Source organism: Polaribacter batillariae (genome assembly GCF_017498485.1).
GTDB lineage: Bacteria > Bacteroidota > Bacteroidia > Flavobacteriales > Flavobacteriaceae > Polaribacter > Polaribacter batillariae.
The window spans coordinates 186,296-211,271 of record NZ_CP071795.1; the positions used below are offsets into that span (position 1 = coordinate 186,296).

Consider the following 24,976-nt stretch of genomic DNA (forward strand, 5'->3'; position numbering starts at 1 on the left):
ATTTTAAATCATGAAAACATATAAAATTAGTTTTGCACTACTAATTATTTTTAGCTTATTTTCTTGTAGTGAAGAATTAGAAAAAATTAATATAGACCCTAACAAAATAAGTGAAACAAGTGGAGAAGCACTGTTCAATGGAATGATATTGGCAAACACAGCTGTACAAGCAGGTTATTTAAATTTTTCTAGTAATGTAGTCTCAGGTTATTTTGTAGGTGATGGTAGGTTAAGTTTCATACAAGAATATCAATATCCAAATACCGATTCAGATACACCCTGGAGAAATATATATGTTGGGGTAGTAAAACAATCTCGTATATTAAGAAGTGGTATTCCAGTTGCAAATAAAGACTTCTTTTATGGCGCATCTAAAGTAATAGAAGCCCATGCTATAGGCACAGCAGCTAGTATATTTGGTGATGTACCTTATACAGAAGCTGCTAATTTAGAAGGAACACCACCTGGGTACGACAATCAAATAGAAATCTATAATAACCTTCAAAGTTTGTTAGATGAGGCTATTTTAGACCTACAAAATGCCAAAACAACAGGAGGTGTAAACCAAGATAGCTATTTTAATGGTAACGCTAATAGCTGGATTAAAACAGCTTATACACTAAAAGCAAGGTTGTTTTTAGAAAATAGAGATTACTCAAATGCTATTGCTGCAGCCCAAAATGGTATTTCTAGGGCTTCAGAATCTATGAAATTTAGAGGAACAAATTTATTAAACGAATTAAAAGTAAGTTCTACATTTAGTCCAGATGCTACTGTGCAAAACTCTTATTTAATAAAATTAATTGGTTCTGGTACCAGTAGCAGAAATAACATTAAAACCAATGAAGTTGATAGAGCAGCCTATTATTACAATGGAAATGTTATTAATTTAAATGGCATTGCAGCTGCAAATGCTCCAACTAGTTTAATTACTTTAGAAGAAAATTTATTAACATGGGCTGAAGCACTTATTCGTTCAAATTCTAGTAATTTTAATACAGCATTAGCAAGATTAAATGAGCATAGAGCAAACTTACGAAACGGAGTTTACTTTCCCGTAAGTGCAAGTGTTTATGATAACTATGTTGAAGCTGACTTCTTAGCTGGTGGTATAGAAAACTTTGACGGGGCATTATCAAAAGAAGATGCTTTGTTAAGAGAAATTATTGAAGAACGTTACGCGTCTTTCTTTGTACAAATTATAGCTTTTAACGACTTAAGAAGAACGAAAAAAGATCCAATATCTATACAGGTTGCTATTCCTTTCAATACAGGTACGCAACATCCAGAGCGTTTTTTATATCCTTTTGATGAGTTAAATACTAACGGTGAAAACGTTCCTAACGTAACAGATATATTTGTAAAAACGCAAGTAAATCAATAAAAAAAATTTTTGAGGTACTAAACCAAAAAGTGTGTAAGTAAAGTTATTCTGAAATTTTTCTAGAGCAATCATTAAATTGCTCCATGAGGAAAAATTTCGGAAATAACTTTACGATTAAATAATCACTAAATTTATAAACACACTTTTATTATGAAACCAGAAGATTTATTAAACGAAGAATTTTTAAAACAATTTAAAACAGGTTCAGAACTAACCAGTTTTATAGAACAACTGCACAAACGTGGTGTAGAAAAGATTTTAGAAGGCGAATTAGATGCGCATTTAGATTACGATAAGCATCAAAAAAGCAACAATCCTAATTCACGAAATGGCTATGGAACCAAAACAATAAAGACGCATTTAGGAGAAACTAAAATAAAAGTTCCAAGAGATCGCGATGCTACTTTCAATCCAATGCTTATTAAAAAGCGAGAAAGTACTGCAGATGGAGTTGAAAACCTGATTATTTCTTTATATGCCAAAGGAATGAGTACTACAGATATCGAAGAACAAATACGAGAATTGTATGATTATAACATCTCTAGTTCAGCCATTTCTAGAATCACAGATAAAATTACAGCTGACATTATTGCTTGGAAAAATAGACCTTTAGAAGCTACTTATCTGATTGTATGGATGGATGGCATCGTTTTTAAGGTTCGTGAAAACTCCAAAGTCATCAATAAAACAATTTACATTGCTGTTGGTCTTAGAGTAGATGGTAAAAAAGAAGTTTTAGGACTTTGGTTAGGAAAAAACGAATCTTCCTCTTTTTGGATGAGCGTTTTAACCGACATAAAAGCCAGAGGAACACAAGACATTTTAATTACAGCAACTGATAATTTAAACGGATTTACAGACACCATTAAAACTATTTTTCCCAATTCAGTAACACAAATATGTGTGGTTCATCAAATCAGAAACTCTTGTAAATATGTAGTCTGGAAAGATAAAAAAGCCTTTACAAGAGATATGAAGCAAATCTATACAGCTCCTACAAAAGAAGCAGCAAAAGCAGCCTTAGAAGACTTTAAAAATAAATGGAACTCTAAATATTCTTATGCCATTAAATCATGGGAAAACAATTGGGATGAACTCACTGTTTTCTTCGATTTCCCATTAGAAATCAGAACCATTATTTATACCACAAATTTGATAGAAAACTTAAATGGGAAAATTAGAAAATACACTAAAAACAAACTCTCATATCCAACAGATGATGCTGTAATTAAATCCGTATTTTTAGCTTTGAGAGAATCAACAAAAAAATGGACATTGCCTATTAGAAATTGGGGTATCATTCTTAACCAATTTTTGGCTATATTTGAAAACAGGATTAAACTATGAAAAATTTAATCCTGTAATTTTTAACTTACACACTTTGCGGGAAAGTGTCATTTTTGAGTTAATTTAAATTAGGGGTTATTTTTGAAGCATAATTTACAAAAATAACCCCTAATATTTTAAGGCAATTTATTTACTCTTTTTTTTAAGATTTTAATATAGAACGTAAATTAAAAAACACCTATCAATGTTTTATATAACTTATCCTTCAAATTTAATAAAATAACGATTCAATAATTAAAAAATTATGAGAACTTCATATCAACTTTTTATAGTTATTCTACTTTTCTTTATTGCCAGTTGTAAAACAACCAAAAGCGTAACGTTTAAAACACCTATAGACACAACAACAAAACCTTTATTAGCTCAAAACAAACAAACCTATACTCTAGATGATGTAGGTATTTACGCAAGTAACGAATTTGATGGTGCACGTTTAAACGGTCTAAAAAAAGCGAATGATAGTACTGCTATTCTTGTAATAAATCCAGAAAATATGCCTATTAACAATAGTGCTTATTACGCATTTAAAGTTTGGTCGAAAACAGCCAAACCCTTTTATTTTACATTTCAATATCCAAAAGGTTACAAACACAGGTACATTCCTAAAATTAAAGAAGACAAAAATTGGGTACAGTTAGATTCTACACACATCTTTAAAAAAGATAGTATTGTAACAATAAAACTTAACTTAAGTAAAACTCCTTTAACAGTAGCTGCTCAAGAAATAAATTCATCTTCAGATGTTAAAGCTTGGTACACAAACTTAATTAAAGGAAAAGAAGATTATGTACACTTTAGTAATTTTGGTAAATCAATATTAGGACGCGATTTACCTGTTTTAGATATTTATAAAGGAAACAAAAAAAACAAAGACATTATTGTATTATTAACACGCCAACACCCACCAGAAGTTACAGGTTATTTTGCCTTTCAAGAGTTCTTAAAAACCATTTTAAATAACTCTAAACTTTCAAATAATTTCTTAAAAAAATATCGCGTACTCGCTTTTCCTATAATGAATCCAGATGGTGTAGATCTTGGACATTGGCGCCATAATGCAGGTGGTGTAGATACGAATAGAGATTGGTCTGTTTATAATCAACCAGAAATAAAACAAACTGTAAACTACATTACTAAAACCTCAAGAAAAAACAATGCTAAATTAATATTAGGGTTAGACTTTCATTCTACTTACGAAGATGTTTTTTATACCAATAAAACTAGAGAAGGTACTACGCTTCCTAATTTTATTAACGATTGGTTTACGGCACTTGAAAACAATATGCCTAACTATAAAGTAAACGAGGCTGCTGGTAATAGTACCAAACCCGTATCTAAAGGTTGGTTTTTATATGGTCATAATGCCACAGGCATCACTTATGAAATTGGGGATGCAACTCCTAAAGACAAAATACAATTAATAGGTAAAGTTACTGCAGAAGAAATGATGAAAATACTAGTAAAAAATTAAACTTTTAAATCTTTACCTTTTCGGAAGTACAATAATCAAAAATATTTTTTTTACCTTTCAACCTCTTAATAATTTTAAACAAATTAATGAAAAAAATAGCATTACACTGGAAAATTTTAATAGGAATGGTATTAGGTATCATTTTCGGTTTTATAATGAATACTGTAGATGGAGGTAAAGGCTTTGTTACAGATTGGATAAAACCATTTGGAACGATCTTTATCAATCTTTTAAAATTAATAGCAGTTCCACTAATTTTAGCCTCTTTAATTAAAGGAATATCCGATTTAAAAGACATTTCTAAAATTAAAAAAATGGGGTTAAGAACCATTTCTATTTATGTAGCGACCACTTTAGTAGCAATTATTATTGGTTTAGGAATTGTAAACTTAGTGAAACCTGGGGTTGGTATGTCTGCAGACACCATAGAGAAAATAAAAATGAAATATGAGACAGATTCTGGAGTTACAGACAAGCTAGTAAAAGCATCTGCTCAAAAAGATGCTGGCCCTTTACAAGCATTGGTAGATATTTTTCCTAGTAATATTTTTCAATCTTTTGCAGATGCAAGTATGTTACAAATTATCTTTTTTGCCATGTTTGTTGGAATTTCTTTACTCTTAATTCCAGAAAAAAAATCAAAGCCTTTAATGGATTTTTTCGATTCGTTAAACGAAATGGTCATGAAAATGGTAGATTTAATCATGCTTTTTGCTCCTTATGCAGTATTTGCATTGTTAGCAAACGTAATTATTGCCTTCGACGATACCGAAATTCTTTTAAAACTATTAGTTTATGCTTTATGTGTTATTGGAGGTTTAGCTTTAATGATTGGTTTCTACTTAATTTTAGTAAGTGTTTACGCAAAAAAATCGCCTATGTGGTTTTTAAAGCAAATAAGTCCAGCACAATTATTAGCTTTTTCTACCAGTTCGAGTGCCGCAACTTTACCCGTAACAATGGAAAGAGTAGAAGAACATTTAGGTGTAGATAAAGAAGTCTCTGGGTTTGTTTTACCAGTTGGAGCTACTATAAATATGGACGGAACAAGCTTATATCAAGGAATTGCAGCAGTATTTATTATGCAAGTAATTTGGCCAGAAGGCTTAACGTTTTCCAATCAATTAGTAATTGTTTTAACAGCCTTATTAGCTTCCATTGGCTCTGCAGCTGTACCAAGTGCAGGAATGGTAATGTTGGTAATTGTTTTAGAATCTATTGGTTTTCCTGAAGAATTATTACCAATTGGGTTGGCACTAATTTTTGCGGTAGATAGGCCTTTAGACATGTGTAGAACCACTGTAAATGTTACAGGAGACGCAACTGTATCTATGCTGGTAGCCAAATCTTTAGGAAAATTACACGATCCTAAACCTAAAAATTGGGACGATAATTACGATAAAGTAAAGTAATATTCAGTTGGCAGTCTTCAGTATTCAGTTAGCAGTCAAGCAGTGTTGAGTTAAAGTTTTTATAATAAAACTTGCTACTTTATAAGAAATTTAAAAATTTAAAAAAATAAATATGAACGTATGTTTTTTAATGTATCCTTGGGAGAGCATAAAATCTCCAGAAAACGATACATCTTTAACCTTAATTCACGAATGTGCAAAAAGAGGTCATGGAGTTGCCATTTGTACACCTTCTAATTTAACCATTAGAAACAGTGTTACCAATGCATTTTGTACCATTTTAAACCGAATAGAAAAAGTACCATCTAGCATAAAATCGTTTTATAACAAAACAACTACAAGAGAAGAAATGCTTCCTTTGGCTGGTTTCGACGTTATTTTTATGCGTGCAGAACCACCTTTAGACCCATTAATGCTAAATTTTTTAGATTCTGTAAAAGACGATGTGTTTATTATAAACTCTGTACAAGGCATGCGCGAAGCGAATAACAAATTGTACACAGCTGTTTTCGAAGACCCTAATAACGAGGTAATTCCTGTAACACACGTTTCAAAAAATAAAGATTATTTAATTAAAATGATCGAAGAATCTGCTTCCGATAAAATGATTTTAAAACCATTAAATGGTTTTGGAGGTTCTGGAGTTATTTTAATTGAAAAATCTGCGATGGGAAACATCAATTCGTTGCTAGATTTTTACATTAGTAAAAACGATGGTGGCTCAGATTATGTAATTTTGCAAGAATATATAGAAGGAGCAGACCAAGGAGATGTGCGTGTGCTAATTTTAAACGGAATTCCTATTGGAGCAATGCGAAGAATTCCTGGAGAAAAAGATCATAGATCTAATGTTTCTGCTGGCGGAAGCATTGCCAAACATAAATTAACAGCAGAAGAGAAAAAGTTGTGTAATAGAATTGGTCCAAAATTGGTAAAAGACGGCCTTTATTTTGTGGGTATAGATGTAATTGGAGGAAAATTAGTAGAAGTAAATGTAATGTCTCCAGGTGGCATTACTTATATGAACAAAGTTTATAAAACAAGAATTCAAGAAAAGGTAGTTAATTTTATGGAAAGTAAAGTTTTAGAAAAAGATGCTGCATTTAGACGCAAATCTAGTTTAAAAAAATTGGTAGATGAAGCTTAGAGTTGTTTCTTAGGTAATCTTCAGTTGGTCGTTTTTGGTTAGAGTTTTTGTAAATACTAAAATTTTAAACTTATTTCTTTACGACTTTAGAAGAAAAAATAAATACAACTTAAAAACATATTTGCGATGTCCTTAAAGATAAACTCACCTTTGGTTTCTGTAGATTGGTTATACAACAATTTAGAGAACGAAAATTTAACAATTTTAGACTGTACCATTCCAAAAGTAACTAACAAATCACAAAATTCTACAGTTAAAAAACAGATTAAAGGCGCCATTTTTTTTGATTTAAAAAACATATTTTCAAATAAAAATTCACCCTTACCGAACACTGTTTTATCAGCAAAAGAATTTCAAGAAAAAGCACAAGAATTAGGCATCCAAAAAAATGCTGCACTTGTTTGTTATGACGATTTAGGCGTCTATTCTTCACCAAGAGTTTGGTGGATGTTTCAGTTAATGGGTTTTAACAATGTAGCTGTTTTAGATGGAGGTTTGCCAGCGTGGAAAGCAAAAAAACATCCAATTGAAAGCCCTAAAAATCAGCAACCTAAAAAAGGAAATTTCAAAGTAAATTATAAACCAGAAAAATTAATTTTCACCAAAGACGTTCTCAATTCTATCGAAAAAAAAGAGGTTTTAATTGTAGATGCACGTTCTAAAGGACGCTTTTATGGAACAGAGCCAGAACCAAGAAACGATTTAAAAAGTGGTCATATTCCTAATTCCGTAAATTTGCCTTTTACAGAAATTCAGCAAAATGGAAAAATGAAATCAAAAGAAGTACTAGAAGATATTTTTAAAGATTATAAAAATAAAAAACAAATAATTTTTACTTGCGGTTCAGGAATCACAGCCTCTATTTTAGCTTTGGGCGCCGAAATTGCAGGCGTTAAAAACGTTGCAGTTTACGATGGTTCTTGGACAGAGTGGGGCAGTACAACTAATTTACCAATAGCATTATAAATTATGAATTTAGATTGGACCAAAAAAGAATTTGAAGCTTATGTGCTCTTATACGCAGCACATTGCAATCATATTGAAGATAAAAACGAACAAGATTATATACTTTCTAAAATCGACGAAAAAACTTTTCATAAAATTCATACAGAAGTAGTCGTAGATTCAGATGAAGAAAATTTGAATAAAATTCAGCAATATTTGTATGAAAACGATTTTACCCAAACAGAAAAAGACGAATTATTAAGAAGCATAAAACAGGTGTTTTTTGCTGATGGTTCTGTCGATTTTTACGAGAAAAAAGTATTTGGAATTTTAAAGAAAGCAATTGGCTAAAATGTTAAAATTAACTGTAGAAGAAATTATAAGTAAAATTAAAAACGAAGAAACTTTTGAAGCGGTTTCTAACGATTATTCGTTTACCATAAAAATTAACGAATATGTACATTATGCCTGCGCAGCTGTGCATAATGGGCATCAATTTCGAAAAGAATTATGGAATAACTGTTTGCATACTGCTTACGAACGCTGGTTCGAAGAAGACCCAGAAACAAAAGAAATGGTAAAATCGCACCCAATTGTAATTGCAGGAATGGATTCTCGTTTCGAATACGATTTAAATAGAGATCCAGAATCTGCAATCTATACAGACGCCTGGGGAAAACAATTGTGGAAAAACCCATTGCCAGCAAATCAAAAAGAAAAAAGTTTACAAAAACATACCAATTTCTATAAAGTTGTACACACCCTAATCACAAAATTAGAAGAAAAATTTGGTGTTTGCATCGTTTACGATATGCACTCTTATAATTGGAAACGTTGGACCAGAGAAGTACCTACTTGGAACTTAGGCACCCATAATATAAACAATAATCGTTTTGGAAATGTAGTAGAATCTTGGCGAGAAATTTTAGCAAAAACACCTTTTCCAAATGGCATAAAAGCGACTTCAAAAATTAACGATACCTTTCAAGGAAATGGTTATTTCTTAAAATACATCACTCAAAATTTTAAAAATACATTAGTATTAGCCACAGAAATTGCCAAAATTTATTGCGACGAGTTAGCACAAATAATGTACCCAGAAGTGGTACGTTCTGTAGAACAATACTTAAAAACGGAATTAAAAAAACACGCAGAAGAATTTTATAAAGCACATCGTTTATATGAATAAAAATAAGCATATAGATTCGAATATAATACAAGAAATTTGTGAAAAAATACATAGCGACTCTCCTTTAAACTACGAATTACCCAACAACGGAATTTTACATATCGATAAATTTTTACCTTTTATTTGTATTTACAGGTTTAAAGAGCCAGATGTTTATTTTTCAAGATTACTTAAAACACAAGCTTCTTACTTAATTGTTCATGAAAAGCTAGAGATATCAAAACTTTTAGAAGCAATAAGACGAATTGTTTCAGAAAAATTTGAAACCTTTTTAGTCTTAGAAGTTTGGCCAGATAGCGAAAATACAAGTACAAAGTTTCAAATTAACTGTCCTGTTAAAATTGCTTCAGAAACCGCTAAAGCCTTAGAAGAAGGGTTTAATAAATTAAATCATACATACCCAAATGTATCTGCCAATGTAAACGATCATAATTTAAAACACCCAAAACATCTACAACCTCTTGCAGATTTAGACACTTCTAAAAAAGCAGGAATGCTAATTATAGGTATTCAAATACCCGTTTTATATAAAAATACAGCCACAAACGAATTATATTCTTTGTTTTTTAGAGTATTTTATGGTGTTTTTTCAGAAACGATAAAAAGAGCCGTTTACGAGTTTATAAGAGTACAAACAACAGATAGTTTCGATAATTATTTAATGCTTGGTAAAACACATATAGATGCAGTAACTAGAGAATCAGATACGCAATTAGCGGCGATTAGCGAAAGAATGTCTTTTCTTTTAAGAACAACTCCTGTAAATAGTAACGAGGAATGGAAAAAATTTAAAGAAAATAAATTTAAGAAAATACCTTCGTTTAAATACCGACTTATTTCTATTGATCCAGAATTAGAAAAACGAAAACTCTACAACATTGCTATTGATGAAATTGAAGACCCAACCATTGCATTTATTTTAAGAGGAAAACGCCTAGAAATAGAAAAACAATTAACCATGTTAGAAGAACGTGGAACAGATAATTTTCGTTTTGTTGGAGAAAGCTTGTATGGTGTTATTAATAAAAAAGTTTTAAAAGAAGCCAAAAAAATTCTAAAAGCTTTTCCGAAAAGAGAAACCAAAAGAAGCGAAAAACGTTTTAATTGTGTAGAGTTTGCAAAACATGCGCAAGAAGAAATAGATTATTATAACGAAAAATTTCCAAATTTAGATTTAACCGTAGAAATTCGAAATGATGTAGCAGGAATTATGGTAAGCAAAACAAAATTGTTAATTAATGATGAAATTTCTTTGGACGCAAATAGGTGCGATGCTTTAATTCAGCATGAAGTAGCCACGCATATTTTAACCTATTGCAATGGAAAACGTCAGCCATTAAAACAAATGTACGAAGGTTTCGAAGGCTATGACCAATTGCAAGAAGGCCTTGCTGTAATTGCAGAATATTTAGTGGGCGGTTTAACTATAAACAGATTAAGATTATTGGCAGGAAGAGTAATTGGGGTACAATCTATGGTAAATGGGTTAACATTTATCGAAACTTTTAAGAAACTTTGTAAAAAGTATGCATTCTCCGAAAGAATCGCCTATTACATAACTATGAGAGTTTATAGAGGTGGTGGTTTAACCAAAGATGCAGTGTATTTAGCAGGATTAATAGATTTGTTAAAATATTTAAAAGAAGGAAAAAGTTTAGAGAATTTATACACCGGAAAATTTAACATTACACATACCGAATTAATTGAAGAACTTTTATACAGAAACGTATTAGTAAAGCCAGAATTGCCTCGTTTTTTAGAAAGAAAAAGTGTACAAAAAAGATTAAAAAAATTATACAAAGGTTTAGATATTATAGAGTTAGTCAATTAAAATTAAACCTATAAACGAATCTTTTTATTAAAATAAAAATTAAAAAAAAGATATGAAAATAGCATTTATAATAAACGATCATCAAACAGAAAAACCAAATTATACAACACCTGCATTAGGGTATGCTGCTTACAAACGTGGCCATGAAGTTTATTTTATTGGAGTAGGAGAGTTGTCTTACGCTTCAAGAGGGCATTTATCTGTAAGGTGTAAATTTATAAAAGATAAAAAATTTAACTCACAAGAAACCTATTTTAAAGCAGTTCAAAATCAAGAATTTACAACAATAACTTCAGAAAATTTAGATGTCTTATTTTTAAGAAATAACCCTGCAGACGAGATTAACGAAAGAGATTGGGCACAAAATGCAGCATTTATTTTTGGAGAAATTGCCATGAGAAATGGTGTTATTGTTTTAAATCATCCAAAAAGTTTGGCAGGGGCTGTAAACAAAATGTATTTTCAGCATTTTCCAGAAATCTTACGTCCAAAAACCATTGTTACCAGAGATCATTTAGAAATAAAAGAGTTTTTTAAAGCACAAAAACAAAAAATGATTTTAAAACCATTACAAGGTTCTGGAGGAACCAATGTTTTTATGATGGATAAAAAAAACGAACACAATCTTACACAAACCATCGATGCTATTTGTAGAGACGGTTTTGTAATTGCCCAAGAATATTTAACAGAAGCCACAAAAGGAGACACTCGTTTGTTTTTAATGAATGGAAAACCTTTACAGGTAAATGGTAAGTACGCAATAATGCAACGTGTAAATGCTTCTGGAGACATTCGAAGCAATATTCATGCAGGTGGAAAACCACAATCGGTTAAAATAACCGATCAAATTTTAAAACTAGCAGACATTGTAAAACCAAAGTTGGTACAAGATGGCATGTTTTTAGTGGGTATTGATATTGTTGGCGATAAACTAATGGAAATTAATGTGTTTAGTCCTGGTGGTTTAAATGTTATTGGAGAAATGTACGAAGAAGATTTTGCAACTCCGGTTATAGAATCTATAGAAAAGAAAGTATATTATAAAAGTATGTATAATGGCTATTTATTAAATAGTAGATTGGCAACTTTGTAGTTTTTAGATGATTTCTAAATAGTTTTTAGCTCGAAAGTAAATTCCGAGCTAAAAACTATTTTTTTCTTTCTATAAATAATAAAGCCCCATGTGGCTACATTACAAACAATCTTCTTGCACTCATCATTTCGTTTACACGCTCGGCAATAGCATGTAAAGCTTCATCGTTATTTGCGTTTTTAATAGCTTCATCAATAAAATTAACAACAGCAACCATGTCTTCTTCTTTTAAACCGCGAGTGGTAATTGCAGCGGTTCCTATACGAATTCCAGAAGTTACAAACGGACTTTTATCATCAAAAGGCACCATGTTTTTATTTACAGTAATGTCTGCTTTTCCTAAAGCAATTTCGGCATCTTTACCAGAAATATCTTTATTTCTTAAATCGATTAACATACAGTGGTTGTCTGTTCCTCCAGAGATAATATTATAACCTCTTGCAACAAATTCTTTTGCCATGGTTGCAGCATTTTGCTTCACTTGAATTTGATACTCTAAAAATTCGTCTGTTAAAGCTTCTCCAAAAGCAATTGCTTTTGCTGCAATTACATGTTCTAAAGGACCACCTTGGTTTCCAGGAAAAACAGCAGAATTTAATAACATCGACATCATTTTTGGTTTTCCACTTTTTAAAGTTTCTCCAAACGGATTTTCAAAATCTTTTCCCATCATAATCATTCCTCCTCTTGGACCTCGTAAGGTTTTGTGAGTTGTAGTAGTAACAATATGGCAATGAGGCAATGGGTCATTTAAAATTCCTTTTGCAATTAAACCTGCAGGATGAGAAATATCTGCCATTAAAATAGCGCCAACACGATCTGCAATTTCTCGAAATTTCTCGAAATTAATATCTCTAGAATATGCAGAAGCACCCGCAATAATTAATTTAGGCTGGTGTTCTTTTGCTTGTTGCTCTAAATGATGGTAATCGATGGTACCTGTTTCTTTATCTACTCCATAAAATACAGGATTGTATAATTTACCAGAAAAATTTACAGGAGAACCATGCGTTAAATGCCCTCCATGAGATAAATCGAAGCCTAAAATTGTATCTCCAGGCTTTAAACAAGCTGCAAAAACAGCTGTATTTGCCTGAGAACCAGAATGTGGCTGTACATTTACATATGCTGCACCAAATAATTCTTTAGCCCTATCAATAGCAATTTGCTCTATAATATCTACAATTTCACAACCTCCATAATATCTTTTTCCAGGATATCCTTCAGCATATTTATTGGTTAAAATAGAACCTTGTGCTTGCATAACTTGGTCGCTTACAAAGTTTTCTGAAGCGATTAATTCTAACCCATTTAATTGTCTTTCTTTTTCTTCCTGAATAAGATCAAAAATTTGATTGTCTATTTGCATTGTAGTTGTGTTTTTTAAGTGCACCAAAAGTAACAAAAAACCCTCTTTATTAAAACAAGTTTCAATTAAATTTTGTAGTTTTTAAATAGAATTGTATTTTTCACAAAAAGCAATGTTAAAAATAAATTAATCCTACTTTTTTTTATTTCAAAATGATAAAAAATTATGTAGGTTTGAACAAAATTAAAGAATTTACAGAATGATCATAACAGCAAATAACCCGAATAGAAAATCTTGGTTGAAAGTAGAAAAAGAATCTGACTTTCCAATTCAGAATATTCCCTTTGGAGTTTTTATTACCAGAGACGACATTATAACTATTGGAAGTAGAATTGGCGATTTTGCCATAGATTTAGGTGCATTTCATCAACTTGGATATTTCGATGGAATTCCCTTAACAGACGATATTTTTTTACAAGATAATTTAAACGATTTTATAGCAGATGGTCGTAAAACATGGCGATTGGTAAGAAATAGAATTGCAGAAGTTTTTGATGTAACCAATGGTCGCCTAAGAGACAATGCAGCGCATAAAGACAAAATTATTTTTAGAATGGACGAAGTAGAAATGCTTTTACCAGTTGCTGTTGGCGATTATACCGATTTTTATGCCAGTAAAGAACATGCCACAAACGTTGGTTCTTTATTTAGAGATCCAGAAAATGCATTATTGCCAAATTGGTTGCACATTCCTATTGGTTACCATGGAAGAAGCTCTTCTATAATTCCTTCTGGTGTTCCTATAAGAAGACCTTATGGACAAACAAAACCTTCTGAGGGAAGCAACAAACCTAATTTTGGACCATCTAAATTATTAGATTTCGAACTAGAAATGGCTTTTATAACTACAGATGCAAATGTTTTAGGAGATAGAATTCCTATTGAAGATGCAGAAGAGTATATTTTTGGTTTGGTACAATTTAACGATTGGTCTGCAAGAGATATACAAGCTTGGGAATATGTACCTTTAGGGCCATTTTTGGGCAAAAGTTTTGCTTCTACAATTTCTCCTTGGATAGTAACTTTAGATGCTTTAGAACCTTTTAGAACAGAGAATCCTAAACAAGTTTATGAACCATTACCTTACTTAAAACAAGAAGGAAAAGGTAGTTACGATATTCATTTACAAGTGGGTATTATGCCAGAAAATGGAGAAGAAACCATTGTTGCCAATTCGAACTTTAAATATATGTATTGGACAATGGCACAGCAATTGGCACACCATACTGTAAATGGTTGTCCTGTAGAAGCTGGAGATATGATGGGTTCTGGAACCATTTCTGGACCAACAAAAGATAGTTTTGGTTCGATGTTAGAACTCACTTGGAAAGGGCAAAACCCTATCACTTTAAAAGATGGAACCACTCGTAAATTTATAAACGACAACGATACTGTAATTATGCGTGCATATTGTAAAAATGATAATGTACGTATTGGTTTTGGAGAATGTGTAGGTAAAGTTTTACCAGCAAAATAGATTTTTTTAACATCATTTTTACCTTTCGTATTTACCTTTCGTACATCGCTTAAAGAGAAACTTCGAAAGAAATTTATATCATTTTATAAACCTCACTCTTAATTTTTAATAGTTGTGAGGTTTTTTTTATGCATTTGGTTTATGTTACAATTCTTGTTCTTTTTTTATTCTCAATTAAAAATAATAAGGACTTAATTTTAAATGCTAATTTCGCAACTTCTAATAATTAAGCGATGAAAGTAAACAAATCTCAAATTTTAATAATCATAGCATTTATATCTATATATGTTATTTGGGGTTCTACCTATTTATTTAATAAGGTTGCAGTTACTGAATTGCCTCCATTTTTCTTGGCTTGTATTCGTTTTTCTACAGCAGGAATTTTAATGCTCTTAATTGCTAAAATTTTAGGTTTTAGTCTTAAAATTACCAAAAAACAACTTGTTAATTCTGCAATTGCATCTTTGTTTTTTCTAATTTTAGGAAATAGTATTTTTGTTTGGGCTTTACAATATGTAGATAGTGGTTTTGCAGCTTTAATAGCCTCTACACAACCTTTATTTGTGTTATTAATTCTTCGTTTTTTAGACAGAAAACCAATGCAAAAAAAATCGATTATTGGAGTTTGTTTAGGCATTTTAGGAATGATTTTATTAGTGAGCCAGCAAGAATTAGTTACTTCAGAAGAAACCATTTTAGGAATTTTAGTAATGTTGGGCTGTGTATTGGGGTGGAGTTATGGGAGTGTTTTTGTATCAAAAGCAAATTTACCAAAGAATTTCTTTGTAAGTACAGGCATTCAAATGCTTATTGCGGGTTGTATTTTAGCACTTATTAGTTTCCTTTTCCAAGAAAATTGGACATCTCCACTCAGTTGGACTTCGAATGTGCAAATTTCTATGTTGTTTTTAATTATTTTTGGCGGAATTGTAGCTTTTACAGCATTTAATTACCTACTAAAAGTCGTTTCAACCGAAAAAGTAGCCACTTCTGCATACGTAAATCCTGTAATTGCTTTATTTATGGGATGGTATTTTTTAGAAGAAAAAATCTCTACTCAATCTATAATTGCTTCTGCAATTTTATTAACAGGAGTTTACTTTATTACTTCCAGAAAAAGAAGATAACTAGTTTTCTATAATATCTTTTAATTCTACTGTTTGCCAATTTTTATTATAAGATATTAAATTGTCTAAAACTGCTATGTGACTAGATCCCATAATAATCATTATTTTTTTATCTTTTGAAGATACATATTTTTGAATAAAACCATAAGTGTAAATATTTCTTTTTATCCACTCAGAAGCTAAAAAAGAACCTGTTGTTTCTTCTAACGAGCCTCCTTTATTTGCATTATTTAGATACCAATCTAAATCTAGTTTTCTTTGCTCTTTACTATTTAAAAAATAAAGTATTTCTTTTAAATGTTTCTTTTCTGCAATTAATTTATTGTATCGACTTTCAAATTGTTTAAGATCACCTTCAGAGGCTCTTATTAAATCTTGTTGATTGGCATCCTTCATAGCTCTCATTAATTTTCCGTAAGGAAAAGATGTTTCTCTATAATCTACCCCATAAACTCTATCATGATCTAATATTGTAGCAGTTTTAAAACCAAGTTGATAAATTTCATTTCTATATTTTCGACCCCAATTTTTATATTTATACAAATTGTATAAAGAATCTAATTTAGGTTGATAAAAAACCGTTCTTTCTACAAAAATTTTATCTGGTTTAAATGCTATTATTTTATCAATAATTTCATTTAATTCTTTTTGATATTTATCAGAAAGAATATCAATTTCGTCTGTTTGGGCTATATCTGCACCCTTACTTTTGTAGTTATTCCAATGAGAAGTACCTATAAGTAATACTTCTAAATCTGCTTTTTTGTTTTTATTTGTAGTGTGGTTCTCTTTTTTATTATTGCAAGAAATAAATACTAAAACCAGTAATAGGTATAAATTCTTCATCTGTATATATTTTAATTTTCAACAAACATAATTTTAAAATTATTTATAAAATCTTATTTTATATGTAATACATCAAACACTAAATCAATTACAATTTTATGGTGAATTTTTTGTTTGTACTGTAAAAAAACGCGTTTGTCTTTATAAATTGTTACTTTATGTAATATTAGAAAGAAATCATATTAAAAAGAATAAATTTGTAAATGCGTTTACCAAAAGGATTAAATTATCATCTATTATTAGCATTAGTTTTAATTGCTATGAGCTATTTTGAAGATTATACTTTAGGTGGTAAAAAAGGATTCTTATCTAATTTTACTCCTTATTTTTTTTCTTTAAATATTACTTTTTATTTATCATCTACTATTATTTATTTTATAAATTTTAGTATCATATGTCCAAAATTGTTAAAAAAGAATATGTGGCTGTACTTGGTAATCTGCTTTTTAGGACTTATACTTCTTTTTGCAGGTCTTAGATATGTGCTAGATGAAATTGTATTGTATCATATTTTTAATATTCATAATTATGTAGAAGGGTCAAGAAAATTTTTCTATTATATTTTTGATAATTCTTATTTTGCATTAAATACAATTTTATACAGTACTTTAATTTATTTATTTTTAGATTTTAGAGAAAAAAAGAATCATGAAAAAGCACAGTTAAATGCTTTAAAAGCGCAAATAAGTCCACACTTTTTATTTAATATACTCAATGCTTTTTATGTAGATTTATTAGAAGATAAGCCAGAGACAGCAAAAGATATTCATCGTTTATCAGAATTGTTAAGATATGTAACCTATGAATCTAAAGAAGATTTTGTTTTACTTAAAAAAGAAGTCCAATTTTTAGAAGATTATATTGCTATTTACAGTAGACGTTATGAAAATGATTTAGCTGTAATTTTTGAAATTAAAGGAAATCTAACTGATGTAAAAATACCCTCATTAATTTTAATTCATTTTGTAGAAAATTTGTTTAAGCATGGTGTTGTAAACGACAAAAATAATCCTGCTGAAATTAAAATCGTTATAAATAAAAAAGCATTAGAATTAGAAACCCAAAATAAAATTTTGGAATCTGTAAACCATATTAGCTCTGGTATAGGTTCTGAAAACATAAAAAAAAGACTCAACTCTATATACAATGATCATTATAAGTTAACTTATTTTAATAAAAATGAATATTTTAAAGCCTATTTAAAAATACCCTTATGAGTAAAAAGTACAAATGTATTATTGTTGATGATGAACCACCAGCAATAAGGTTATTAGAGAATTATATAGCTAAAATTTCTATTTTAGAACTTACATATACATCTACAAGCGCTTTAATGGCGTTGTCTTTTTTAGAAAAAGAAAAAGTAGATATTATTTTCTTAGACATACAAATGCCACATTTAACGGGTTTGCAACTTTCAAAAATTATACCTAAAAATACAAAGGTAATTTTTACAACAGCTTACCCTCAATTTGCTTTAGAAAGTTATTCTGTTAATGCTATCGATTATTTATTAAAACCTTTTGATTTTGAACGCTTTTACAAGGCAATTCATAAAATATGTAGCAAAGAAACTCCAATTCAACAAAAAATAAAAAAAGACTTTATTTTTATTAAAACCGATCGTAAAAACAACTTAGTAAAAGTTACAGTTTCTGATATTATTTATATAGAAAGTTTAAAAAATTATGTGGCTATTCATTTAAATAACAAAGAGTTTATTACTTATAATTCACTTAAAAATATCAAAGAAAGTTTACAAAACGAAAATTTTGTACAAATTCATAAATCCTATTTAGTTTCTATTTTGCACATAGAAAAGACAACATCTAGTTCAGTATTTATTGGTAACAAAGAAATACCCATAGGAAATAGTTTTAAGAATGACTTTTTTTTAAAGATAGCACAAAATAAGCTTTAAATTCTTCGTGTTTTTGTAATTTAATATGAGTAAAAAGGATTAAAAAAAAATCTTTATCTACAAAATGAATCCCAACAAATTCTCTTTTATCAATCCAAAAAGTTTTTTATTGGCTATGTTTATCTTAAGTTATTAAACCATATAATAATTTTTGAATGAGTTCAAAAAATTATCATCTGCGCAATTTACAAAATAAGAATATCTCTAATTTTACAATTCAAAAAATAAAACTGTGCAGGCAAAAACAATTTTAAAAGATTTTCCTAAACTACTAAAAAAAACAGGAATTAATTGGATAGATAGTAGTCCTTTCGAGTTAAGTGCCATTGTTGCCTATTATGCCATTTTATCTTTACCTGCTTTAATTGTAATTATTTTAAATTTAGTAGGAAATATCTGGGGAAGAGAAATTGTACAAGGAGAATTATTAGACGAAATTACAAAAGCTGTAGGCATTCAAACAGCAGAATCTATAAGAGTAATGATGTTAGATAGAGGAGATGAATCTGTTTCTATTTTTACAACAATTATTGGTGTAGGAACACTTATTTATGGTGCCACAGGAGTTTTTTACCAATTACAAGCTGCATTTGATAAAATATGGAAAGTAAAAGAAAACCCGAAAACCAACGAATTTTTAAAAATAATTTTCGATCGCTTAAAAAGCTTTGGTTTTATTTTAATTATTGGTTTTTTGTTACTAATTAGTTTTATTTTAACGGCTTTAATTAGTTCATTTAGCAGACGAATAGAAAAGTTTGTGCCAGATAATTTGTTCGAATATATTTATGTTGTAGATTTTTTAATGTCTATTTTATTTATTTACATTTTATTTGCAGCCATGTTTAAATATTTACCCAGTAAAAAAGTACGTTGGCGTGCTGTAAAAGTGGGCGCAGCCTTAACTGCCATTTTATTTGTAATTGGTAAATATGTATTGGCTTGGTATTTTAGCGAAATGGAGCCCGCTTCTACTTATGGGGCAGCAGGTTCTGTAATTTTAATTATGCTGTGGGTTTCTTACTCTAGTTTAATTCTGTTTTTTGGAGCACATTTTACAAAGGTATATGCAGATATGTATTTAAATAATAAAGATGAAGAAATTGTAACACTCTAATCTTATTGAGCCTCTACATTTGGCAATTTGTAACTTAGAAATGCCCCTAAAAGACCAAATATCGATAAAACCAACAAAACTAGTTCCACAGAAAAGAGTGATGCTAAAGCACTAATTCCGCCAGTGATTAGTAAAATTAAGCCAATAATTGTGTTGCTTACAGAAACATAATCTGTTCTTTTATTTCCTTCGGCCATATTTACAACATAGGTTTTTCTGCCCAATCTTACGCCACTATGGGCAATGCCTAGGATAAAAAAAGCCACAGGATACAACCAAAATACTTTTGCGAAATCGGTAAATACTTCAATAATTACAAACATTCCAATTCCTAAAAAAGAGGCAATTATGGTAGCAAAAGACATTACGTTTTTACTAGAAACATCTGCCATTTTCCCCCAAACAGGTGCACTTAAAAAAGAGGCAACGCCTTTTGCAATAATAAATAAACCTAATAAATAACTTTCTTTTCCAACATTTTCTTGCGCTAACAAAACGTAAAAAGGGGCCGTTAATGCAGAACATAATAAAAGTGAACGTACAATAATAAAGTTTTTAAAACGGCGATCTTTTTTTACCAATTTTATGCTCTGTAAAACTTCTTTCCAAGTATCTTTATTTTTTTCGGTTTTACTTTTCGGTTCTTTTATTTTTGAATAAATAAATGCAGAAATTAACCACATAGCACTTGCACACAGTAAAATTCCGCTATAAAATAGGAGAGAAGCATCGCTTTTCGATTGATACATGATTAGTAAACCTGCGAATAAAGTCAAAACTCCAGATACAGAAACTGTATAGCCTTTTAATTTTCCACGTTTGTTTTTAGGGATTGTTTTTCCTAAAACATCTTTCGAACTTACAGAACATAAACTTCTCGAAAAACTAAAAGTTATTAGCAATAAAATAATGATGCTGCCTGCTATAAACCCATCAAAAAAATAAGCCGTTAAAGCAATTGCAAAAATAGATGTAAACTGAAAAATAGACCCAAAAACAAAAATCCATTTTCTTTTTGCTTTGGTTTTAATGTAACTCGCCAAAAATAGTTGAGGCAACATAGAGCCAGATTCTCTAATAGGCACAATAAAACTAATCATGTAAACAGGGGCGTTTATAGAATTCATAATCCACGCCAATACTGTTTTGGGGTTGCTTAAACTGTCTCCTAATTTGGTAAAAATACTATTTAATAATAGTAAAGAGTAGTTTCTTGGTAAATGTTCATCAACATTTTTATCATCAGTATTTAAAAAAAAATAGATTTTTTCTGAAATGGATTTTTTCATAGTGTAAAATTAGTACTATAAAATCATTTTCGAAAATCTATTCTTAAATGTCGATATACTTTATGGATTGGTTTTTAATCAATCCAAATAGATTTGGTATTTACAAACTCACGAATTCCGTAGCTAGAAAGTTCTCTACCATACCCAGAGTTTTTAATGCCTCCAAATGGTAATCTTGGGTCAGAAACCACTAATTTATTTACAAAACTGTTTCCTGCTTCTAGTTGTAAAGCTATTTTTTCTCCTCTTTGAACATCGCCAGTAATTACTCCAGAGCCCAGCCCAAAGTTAGAACTGTTTGCCAATTCAATCGCTTCTTTTTCGTTTTTTGCTTTAATTACAGAAGCAACTGGCCCAAACAATTCTTCGTCAAAAGCGGTCATTCCAACTTTTAAATCTGCCAAAATAGTGGCAGGATAATAGGCTCCTTTTCTATCAGGAATTTTGCCTCCTAAAACCAATTTACCACCTTGTTTTACTGTTTTTTCTACTTGTTTGTGCAATTCGTCTCGTAAATCTATTCTTGCCAGCGGTCCATAATAAACATCTTCATTTGTAGGTGCTCCCATTTTTGCATCTTTCATTTTTTGGGTAAAAAGTTGTAGAAAATTATCATAAATTTCTTCCAAAACAATAAAGCGTTTTGCAGCAATACAAGTTTGTCCATTGTTTTGTAAACGTCCATAAGTCGCTAAATCTGTCGCTTTTTCTAAGTCTGCATCTTCTAAAATGATGTATGCATCACTTCCTCCTAACTCTAAAACGGTTTTCTTTAAATTTTCTCCTGCAATTTTAGCGATAGAACGACCTGCAGGTTCGCTTCCTGTTAAGGTTACTGCAACAATATTTTTATCTTTAATAATGGTTTTAATATCTTGTGATTCTAAATTTAAGTTGGTAAAAACACCTTTAGGAAAGCCCGCTTTTTTAAATGCTTCTTCTAAAGCGAAAGCACAACCTTGCACATTCGAAGCATGTTTTAAAACACTGGTATTTCCAGCCATAATTGCTGGTGCAGCAAAACGAATGACTTGATAAAATGGAAAATTCCAGGGCATTACTGCCAGTGCAACTCCCAAAGGTTGAAAAGTAACATAACTTTTACGAGCTTCTGTTTCAACAATTTTGTTTGCTAATAATTCTTTGATATTATTGGCATAATACCTGCAAATTTTTGCACATTTTTCTATTTCTGCACGCGATTGCTTTATTATTTTTCCCATTTCTTGGGTTGCTAATTGCGCATATTCTTCTTTGTTTTCTTCAAAAATAATGGCTAATTTGTGCATTAATTTAGAGCGTTCTTCAAAACTTGTTTTTTTCCAAGTTTGGTAAGCCTCGTTAGCTTTTGTTATTTTTTCTTTGGCTTCTTTTGCAGAAAATCGATTGTAACTTTTTATCTCTTCTTCTGTTGCTGGGTTTATGGTGGTTATCTTTTTCATTTTTAGGATTGTTATTATTTTAAATGTAGATTTTAAAGATGATTTACGAAGACCTAATTTCTTGAAAAATTGTGAGTTTGTAAGGTCTTCATTTCAAAATATATGCTGTTTTTTTAATTATGTATTTTTTCTTTGTAGTTCGTAAATTTTATCAAAATAAATTACACGTTTAGAAAATAATTTACTGTCAAATGGATATAGATTTTAAATCGAATATATAAATGCTACCCAGCAAAGGTAGGTACACGTTTTAACAACCTATATTCTCCATTATTTTTAAATTCTTTAATAGAAGTGCCCACATATCGTTTAAAGGTTTTCGATAAGTGGCTTACATCTGTAAAAGCCAATTCATCAGCAATTTGTGTAAGTGTATAGTCGGAATTTAATAAACGTATTTCTACCAATTTTAGCTTTGCTTTGATAATGTATTCTCGCAAAGAAATTTTAACTTGCTTTTTAAAAAACTCACTTACATAAGTGGGAGACATCATAAACACAGACGCTAAATGTTCTACTTTTAAAAGTTCTGGTTTTTGAATATTTTCATTGATATAAGCTAACATTTTTAGAATTCTGTGATCGGTATTGCTGTTGGAAACTTTTAAAACATCTGCATTTTTTATATTTCGGATAATTAACTCTAAAATACTCGTCATTAAACTAGTAATTAAAGAAACAGATTCGTTTCCATAATTTCTAGACTCCTGTAAAATAATAGCCATTAAATGTTCGATGTGTTTTCGATCCAATTCGTTTTTAATAATATCTCCAGGTAATTGATTATAGTTTGCCAAAATGTAAGAAGCCTCTTTAAACCATTCGTTTCTATTGATAGATTTATGATGAATATGCTTAAAAATAGCATCTGTAAACTTTAAAAAAACGAAAGTGGTTGGTTTTTTTATATTAAAAGAGTGGCAACGCAAAGGAGGCAACAAAAAAATGTTTCCTTCTTTATATTGATGTTGGTTGTAGTTAATGCACTGTTTTCCTTTACCTTGCTTGATTAAAACCAACTCAAAATAATTGTTTTTTGTGGGTCTTTGTTTCCATTCCGAAAGCTTTATTTCTTGTATTTCAAAAGGTTTGTAGGTTTCTAAAACTTGCATTTTTATTGCTTTTTATCAAATAATTGTACAAATCTATAAAAATTGAACTGTATTTGTATTTTTTTTAAGTTAATAAACCTTTAAAAGTACAACAATGTCCGTCTAAAATACCAAAATAAACGAGAATATTGCCTGTATCTTTGCCTTATAATTATAAAAAAATAACAAATTATGAAAGCCATAGGATTTAAAAAATCGTACCCGATAGAAAATAAAAATAGTTTTATTTTTTTTGAAACAGCAAAGCCAAAACCTACAGATTTCGATCTTTTAGTAAAAGTGCAAGCCAACTCTGTAAATCCGGTTGATTTTAAAATTAGACAAAGTGCTGCAAAAGACAACACATTAGAAACACCAAAAATAATTGGTTGGGATGCTGTTGGAGTTGTGGAAGCAGTAGGTGAAAAAACCTCTAAATTTAAGGTAGGTGATGCCGTTTTTTATGCAGGTGATATTACCAGAAGTGGCAGCAATGCCGAGTTTCAATTAGTAGATGAAAGAATTGTTGGTAAAAAACCAAAAAACATTTCTATTGAAGCAGCAGCAGCCATGCCTTTAACAAGTTTAACTGCTTATGAGGCTTTGTTCGATCGAATTCGAATTAACCCCCAAAAAGATAAAGGAAAATCTGTTTTAATATTGGCAGGTGCAGGTGGTGTTGGGTCGATTGCGATTCAATTGGCAAAAAAATTAGGTAATTTAACCGTAATTGCAACAGCTTCTCGCGAAGATTCTATTCAGTGGTGCAAAGATTTAGGAGCCGATTTTGTTGTAAATCATTATAACTTAAAAGAAGAATTAGAAAAAATAGGGCATAAAGAGGTAAATTATATTTTAGATTTTGTCGATTTAGAAGGTTATTGGGAAACCATCGCAGAAATTATTAAACCACAAGGGCATATCGTTTCTATTACCCAAAGCAGTAAACCTTTAAATTTAAACCTTTTAAAAAGCAAAAGTGTTACTTTTTCTTGGGAATTAATGTACACTCGTTCTATGTACAACACAAACGATATTGCTAGACAACACGAAATATTAAATAATATTTCCGAATTATTAGACAAAGGAATCTTAAAATCTACTTTAACAACCACTTTACATGGTTTTTCTGTCGAGAATTTTAAAAAAACCCATAGATTACAAGAATCTGGAAAATCTATAGGCAAAACAGTTGTTTTATTTTAGTGTTTATCAGCAAAATAAATACCCATTTAACCGAAAAGAATTCCTTAAGGTTATGCCTATATTTTTAGTTAAAAAGAAAGCTCATCATTTTTTTTGATGAGTTTTTTTGATGTATTTTTTTCGTTGAAATTAATTTCTTTTTTCTTTAAAGAGTCTTTACAATGTTGCTTAATTTGTTTGCCTAATTAGTAAATAATTAGCCCTAGATTTGCAAAACTTACAAAGTCTATAAAATTGTTAATTCTTAGCAATTTTTAAAGTTTTTTTTAAAA

At 30.1% G+C, this 24,976-nt stretch carries 21 protein-coding genes; 16 read left to right on the top strand and 5 right to left on the bottom strand.

What is annotated here, in order from left to right:
- Nucleotides 1-10: 10 nt before the first annotated feature.
- The 10 genes from JL193_RS00795 to JL193_RS00840 all read left to right on the top strand — a co-directional run bounded on the left by JL193_RS00795 (nucleotide 11) and on the right by JL193_RS00840 (nucleotide 11,819).
- The gene (locus tag JL193_RS00795) at nucleotides 11-1,384 is read left to right on the top strand and encodes a SusD/RagB family nutrient-binding outer membrane lipoprotein (RefSeq protein WP_207972035.1); all 1,374 of its coding nucleotides are present in this window, start codon (nucleotides 11-13) and stop codon (nucleotides 1,382-1,384) included.
- 150 nt (nucleotides 1,385-1,534) lie between these two features.
- Nucleotides 1,535-2,731: an IS256 family transposase gene (locus JL193_RS00800; protein ID WP_207970621.1), complete on the top strand. Its 1,197-nt coding sequence runs from the start codon at nucleotides 1,535-1,537 to the stop codon at nucleotides 2,729-2,731.
- 244 nt (nucleotides 2,732-2,975) lie between these two features.
- Nucleotides 2,976-4,202: a M14 family metallopeptidase gene (locus JL193_RS00805; protein WP_207972036.1), complete on the top strand. Its 1,227-nt coding sequence runs from the start codon at nucleotides 2,976-2,978 to the stop codon at nucleotides 4,200-4,202.
- An 86-nt stretch (nucleotides 4,203-4,288) separates the two neighbouring features.
- Nucleotides 4,289-5,614: a dicarboxylate/amino acid:cation symporter gene (locus JL193_RS00810; RefSeq protein WP_207972037.1), complete on the top strand. Its 1,326-nt coding sequence runs from the start codon at nucleotides 4,289-4,291 to the stop codon at nucleotides 5,612-5,614.
- A 112-nt stretch (nucleotides 5,615-5,726) separates the two neighbouring features.
- The gene (gene gshB, locus JL193_RS00815) at nucleotides 5,727-6,761 is read left to right on the top strand and encodes a glutathione synthase (protein ID WP_207972038.1); all 1,035 of its coding nucleotides are present in this window, start codon (nucleotides 5,727-5,729) and stop codon (nucleotides 6,759-6,761) included.
- A gap of 126 nt (nucleotides 6,762-6,887) precedes the next feature.
- Entirely contained in the window at nucleotides 6,888-7,727 is an 840-nt protein-coding gene (locus tag JL193_RS00820; RefSeq protein WP_207972039.1) for a sulfurtransferase, read from the top strand.
- 3 nt (nucleotides 7,728-7,730) lie between these two features.
- Nucleotides 7,731-8,057: a hypothetical protein gene (locus JL193_RS00825; RefSeq protein ID WP_207972040.1), complete on the top strand. Its 327-nt coding sequence runs from the start codon at nucleotides 7,731-7,733 to the stop codon at nucleotides 8,055-8,057.
- Nucleotide 8,058: 1 nt separating this feature from the next.
- Nucleotides 8,059-8,895 (top strand): N-formylglutamate amidohydrolase, encoded by an 837-nt coding sequence (locus JL193_RS00830; protein ID WP_207973351.1) that lies wholly within the window; start codon nucleotides 8,059-8,061, stop codon nucleotides 8,893-8,895.
- Nucleotides 8,888-10,726 (top strand): peptidase MATCAP family protein, encoded by a 1,839-nt coding sequence (locus tag JL193_RS00835; protein ID WP_207972041.1) that lies wholly within the window; start codon nucleotides 8,888-8,890, stop codon nucleotides 10,724-10,726. Before JL193_RS00830 ends, JL193_RS00835 begins: the two co-directional genes overlap by 8 nt.
- Before the next feature lie 52 nt (nucleotides 10,727-10,778).
- Nucleotides 10,779-11,819, top strand: coding sequence for a glutathione synthetase (locus JL193_RS00840; protein ID WP_207972042.1), 1,041 nt, complete (start codon nucleotides 10,779-10,781; stop codon nucleotides 11,817-11,819).
- Nucleotides 11,820-11,913: 94 nt separating this feature from the next.
- On the opposite strand, the gene glyA is transcribed toward JL193_RS00840, so the two are convergent.
- Nucleotides 11,914-13,188 (bottom strand): serine hydroxymethyltransferase, encoded by a 1,275-nt coding sequence (glyA, locus tag JL193_RS00845; RefSeq protein ID WP_207972043.1) that lies wholly within the window; start codon nucleotides 13,186-13,188, stop codon nucleotides 11,914-11,916.
- Nucleotides 13,189-13,387: 199 nt separating this feature from the next.
- Between glyA and fahA the strand changes: the two genes are divergently transcribed.
- Together fahA and JL193_RS00855 are read left to right on the top strand one after the other, a co-directional pair.
- Nucleotides 13,388-14,665, top strand: a complete 1,278-nt coding sequence (gene fahA / locus JL193_RS00850; RefSeq protein ID WP_207972044.1) for a fumarylacetoacetase — start codon at nucleotides 13,388-13,390, stop codon at nucleotides 14,663-14,665.
- 233 nt (nucleotides 14,666-14,898) lie between these two features.
- A complete protein-coding gene (locus JL193_RS00855; protein WP_207972045.1) occupies nucleotides 14,899-15,792 on the top strand; it encodes an EamA family transporter in 894 nt (297 codons plus the stop codon).
- On the opposite strand, the gene JL193_RS00860 is transcribed toward JL193_RS00855, so the two are convergent.
- Entirely contained in the window at nucleotides 15,793-16,638 is an 846-nt protein-coding gene (locus tag JL193_RS00860) for a DUF5694 domain-containing protein (RefSeq protein WP_207972046.1), read from the bottom strand. It abuts the gene before it with no gap.
- Nucleotides 16,639-16,841: 203 nt separating this feature from the next.
- Here JL193_RS00860 and JL193_RS00865 point away from each other — a divergent pair, with 203 nt between their 5' ends.
- The 3 genes from JL193_RS00865 to JL193_RS00875 all read left to right on the top strand — a co-directional run bounded on the left by JL193_RS00865 (nucleotide 16,842) and on the right by JL193_RS00875 (nucleotide 19,676).
- The gene (locus JL193_RS00865; protein ID WP_207972047.1) at nucleotides 16,842-17,855 is read left to right on the top strand and encodes a sensor histidine kinase; all 1,014 of its coding nucleotides are present in this window, start codon (nucleotides 16,842-16,844) and stop codon (nucleotides 17,853-17,855) included.
- Nucleotides 17,852-18,559, top strand: coding sequence for a LytR/AlgR family response regulator transcription factor (locus JL193_RS00870; RefSeq protein ID WP_207972048.1), 708 nt, complete (start codon nucleotides 17,852-17,854; stop codon nucleotides 18,557-18,559). Before JL193_RS00865 ends, JL193_RS00870 begins: the two co-directional genes overlap by 4 nt.
- A gap of 232 nt (nucleotides 18,560-18,791) precedes the next feature.
- Nucleotides 18,792-19,676, top strand: coding sequence for a YihY/virulence factor BrkB family protein (locus JL193_RS00875; RefSeq protein ID WP_207972049.1), 885 nt, complete (start codon nucleotides 18,792-18,794; stop codon nucleotides 19,674-19,676).
- Between the two features lie 2 nt (nucleotides 19,677-19,678).
- Here JL193_RS00875 and JL193_RS00880 read toward each other — a convergent pair whose 3' ends face one another.
- The 3 genes from JL193_RS00880 to JL193_RS00890 form a co-directional block, all read right to left on the bottom strand.
- Nucleotides 19,679-20,965: an MFS transporter gene (locus JL193_RS00880; protein ID WP_207972050.1), complete on the bottom strand. Its 1,287-nt coding sequence runs from the start codon at nucleotides 20,963-20,965 to the stop codon at nucleotides 19,679-19,681.
- Nucleotides 20,966-21,039: 74 nt separating this feature from the next.
- The gene (locus JL193_RS00885; protein WP_207972051.1) at nucleotides 21,040-22,407 is read right to left on the bottom strand and encodes an NAD-dependent succinate-semialdehyde dehydrogenase; all 1,368 of its coding nucleotides are present in this window, start codon (nucleotides 22,405-22,407) and stop codon (nucleotides 21,040-21,042) included.
- A 224-nt stretch (nucleotides 22,408-22,631) separates the two neighbouring features.
- Entirely contained in the window at nucleotides 22,632-23,519 is an 888-nt protein-coding gene (locus JL193_RS00890; RefSeq protein WP_207972052.1) for an AraC family transcriptional regulator, read from the bottom strand.
- Between the two features lie 171 nt (nucleotides 23,520-23,690).
- Here JL193_RS00890 and JL193_RS00895 point away from each other — a divergent pair, with 171 nt between their 5' ends.
- Nucleotides 23,691-24,704 (top strand): zinc-binding alcohol dehydrogenase family protein, encoded by a 1,014-nt coding sequence (locus JL193_RS00895; RefSeq protein WP_207972053.1) that lies wholly within the window; start codon nucleotides 23,691-23,693, stop codon nucleotides 24,702-24,704.
- Nucleotides 24,705-24,976 lie beyond the last annotated feature (272 nt).

Excerpts from the sequence above, each read along its gene's own strand:
- JL193_RS00860 (WP_207972046.1), bottom strand. The coding sequence starts at position 16,638 with ATGAAGAATTTATACCTATTACTGGTTTTAGTATTTATTTCTTGCAAT.
- JL193_RS00805 (WP_207972036.1), top strand. The coding sequence starts at position 2,976 with ATGAGAACTTCATATCAACTTTTTATAGTTATTCTACTTTTCTTTATT.
- JL193_RS00810 (WP_207972037.1), top strand. The coding sequence starts at position 4,289 with ATGAAAAAAATAGCATTACACTGGAAAATTTTAATAGGAATGGTATTA.
- JL193_RS00885 (WP_207972051.1), bottom strand. The coding sequence starts at position 22,407 with ATGAAAAAGATAACCACCATAAACCCAGCAACAGAAGAAGAGATAAAA.
- JL193_RS00880 (WP_207972050.1), bottom strand. The coding sequence starts at position 20,965 with ATGAAAAAATCCATTTCAGAAAAAATCTATTTTTTTTTAAATACTGAT.
- JL193_RS00830 (WP_207973351.1), top strand. The coding sequence starts at position 8,059 with ATGTTAAAATTAACTGTAGAAGAAATTATAAGTAAAATTAAAAACGAA.
- JL193_RS00800 (WP_207970621.1), top strand. The coding sequence starts at position 1,535 with ATGAAACCAGAAGATTTATTAAACGAAGAATTTTTAAAACAATTTAAA.
- glyA (WP_207972043.1), bottom strand. The coding sequence starts at position 13,188 with ATGCAAATAGACAATCAAATTTTTGATCTTATTCAGGAAGAAAAAGAA.
- JL193_RS00835 (WP_207972041.1), top strand. The coding sequence starts at position 8,888 with ATGAATAAAAATAAGCATATAGATTCGAATATAATACAAGAAATTTGT.
- JL193_RS00895 (WP_207972053.1), top strand. The coding sequence starts at position 23,691 with ATGAAAGCCATAGGATTTAAAAAATCGTACCCGATAGAAAATAAAAAT.
- gshB (WP_207972038.1), top strand. The coding sequence starts at position 5,727 with ATGAACGTATGTTTTTTAATGTATCCTTGGGAGAGCATAAAATCTCCA.
- JL193_RS00820 (WP_207972039.1), top strand. The coding sequence starts at position 6,888 with ATGTCCTTAAAGATAAACTCACCTTTGGTTTCTGTAGATTGGTTATAC.
- JL193_RS00840 (WP_207972042.1), top strand. The coding sequence starts at position 10,779 with ATGAAAATAGCATTTATAATAAACGATCATCAAACAGAAAAACCAAAT.
- fahA (WP_207972044.1), top strand. The coding sequence starts at position 13,388 with ATGATCATAACAGCAAATAACCCGAATAGAAAATCTTGGTTGAAAGTA.
- JL193_RS00825 (WP_207972040.1), top strand. The coding sequence starts at position 7,731 with ATGAATTTAGATTGGACCAAAAAAGAATTTGAAGCTTATGTGCTCTTA.
- JL193_RS00865 (WP_207972047.1), top strand. The coding sequence starts at position 16,842 with ATGCGTTTACCAAAAGGATTAAATTATCATCTATTATTAGCATTAGTT.
- JL193_RS00890 (WP_207972052.1), bottom strand. The coding sequence starts at position 23,519 with ATGCAAGTTTTAGAAACCTACAAACCTTTTGAAATACAAGAAATAAAG.
- JL193_RS00855 (WP_207972045.1), top strand. The coding sequence starts at position 14,899 with ATGAAAGTAAACAAATCTCAAATTTTAATAATCATAGCATTTATATCT.
- JL193_RS00795 (WP_207972035.1), top strand. The coding sequence starts at position 11 with ATGAAAACATATAAAATTAGTTTTGCACTACTAATTATTTTTAGCTTA.
- JL193_RS00870 (WP_207972048.1), top strand. The coding sequence starts at position 17,852 with ATGAGTAAAAAGTACAAATGTATTATTGTTGATGATGAACCACCAGCA.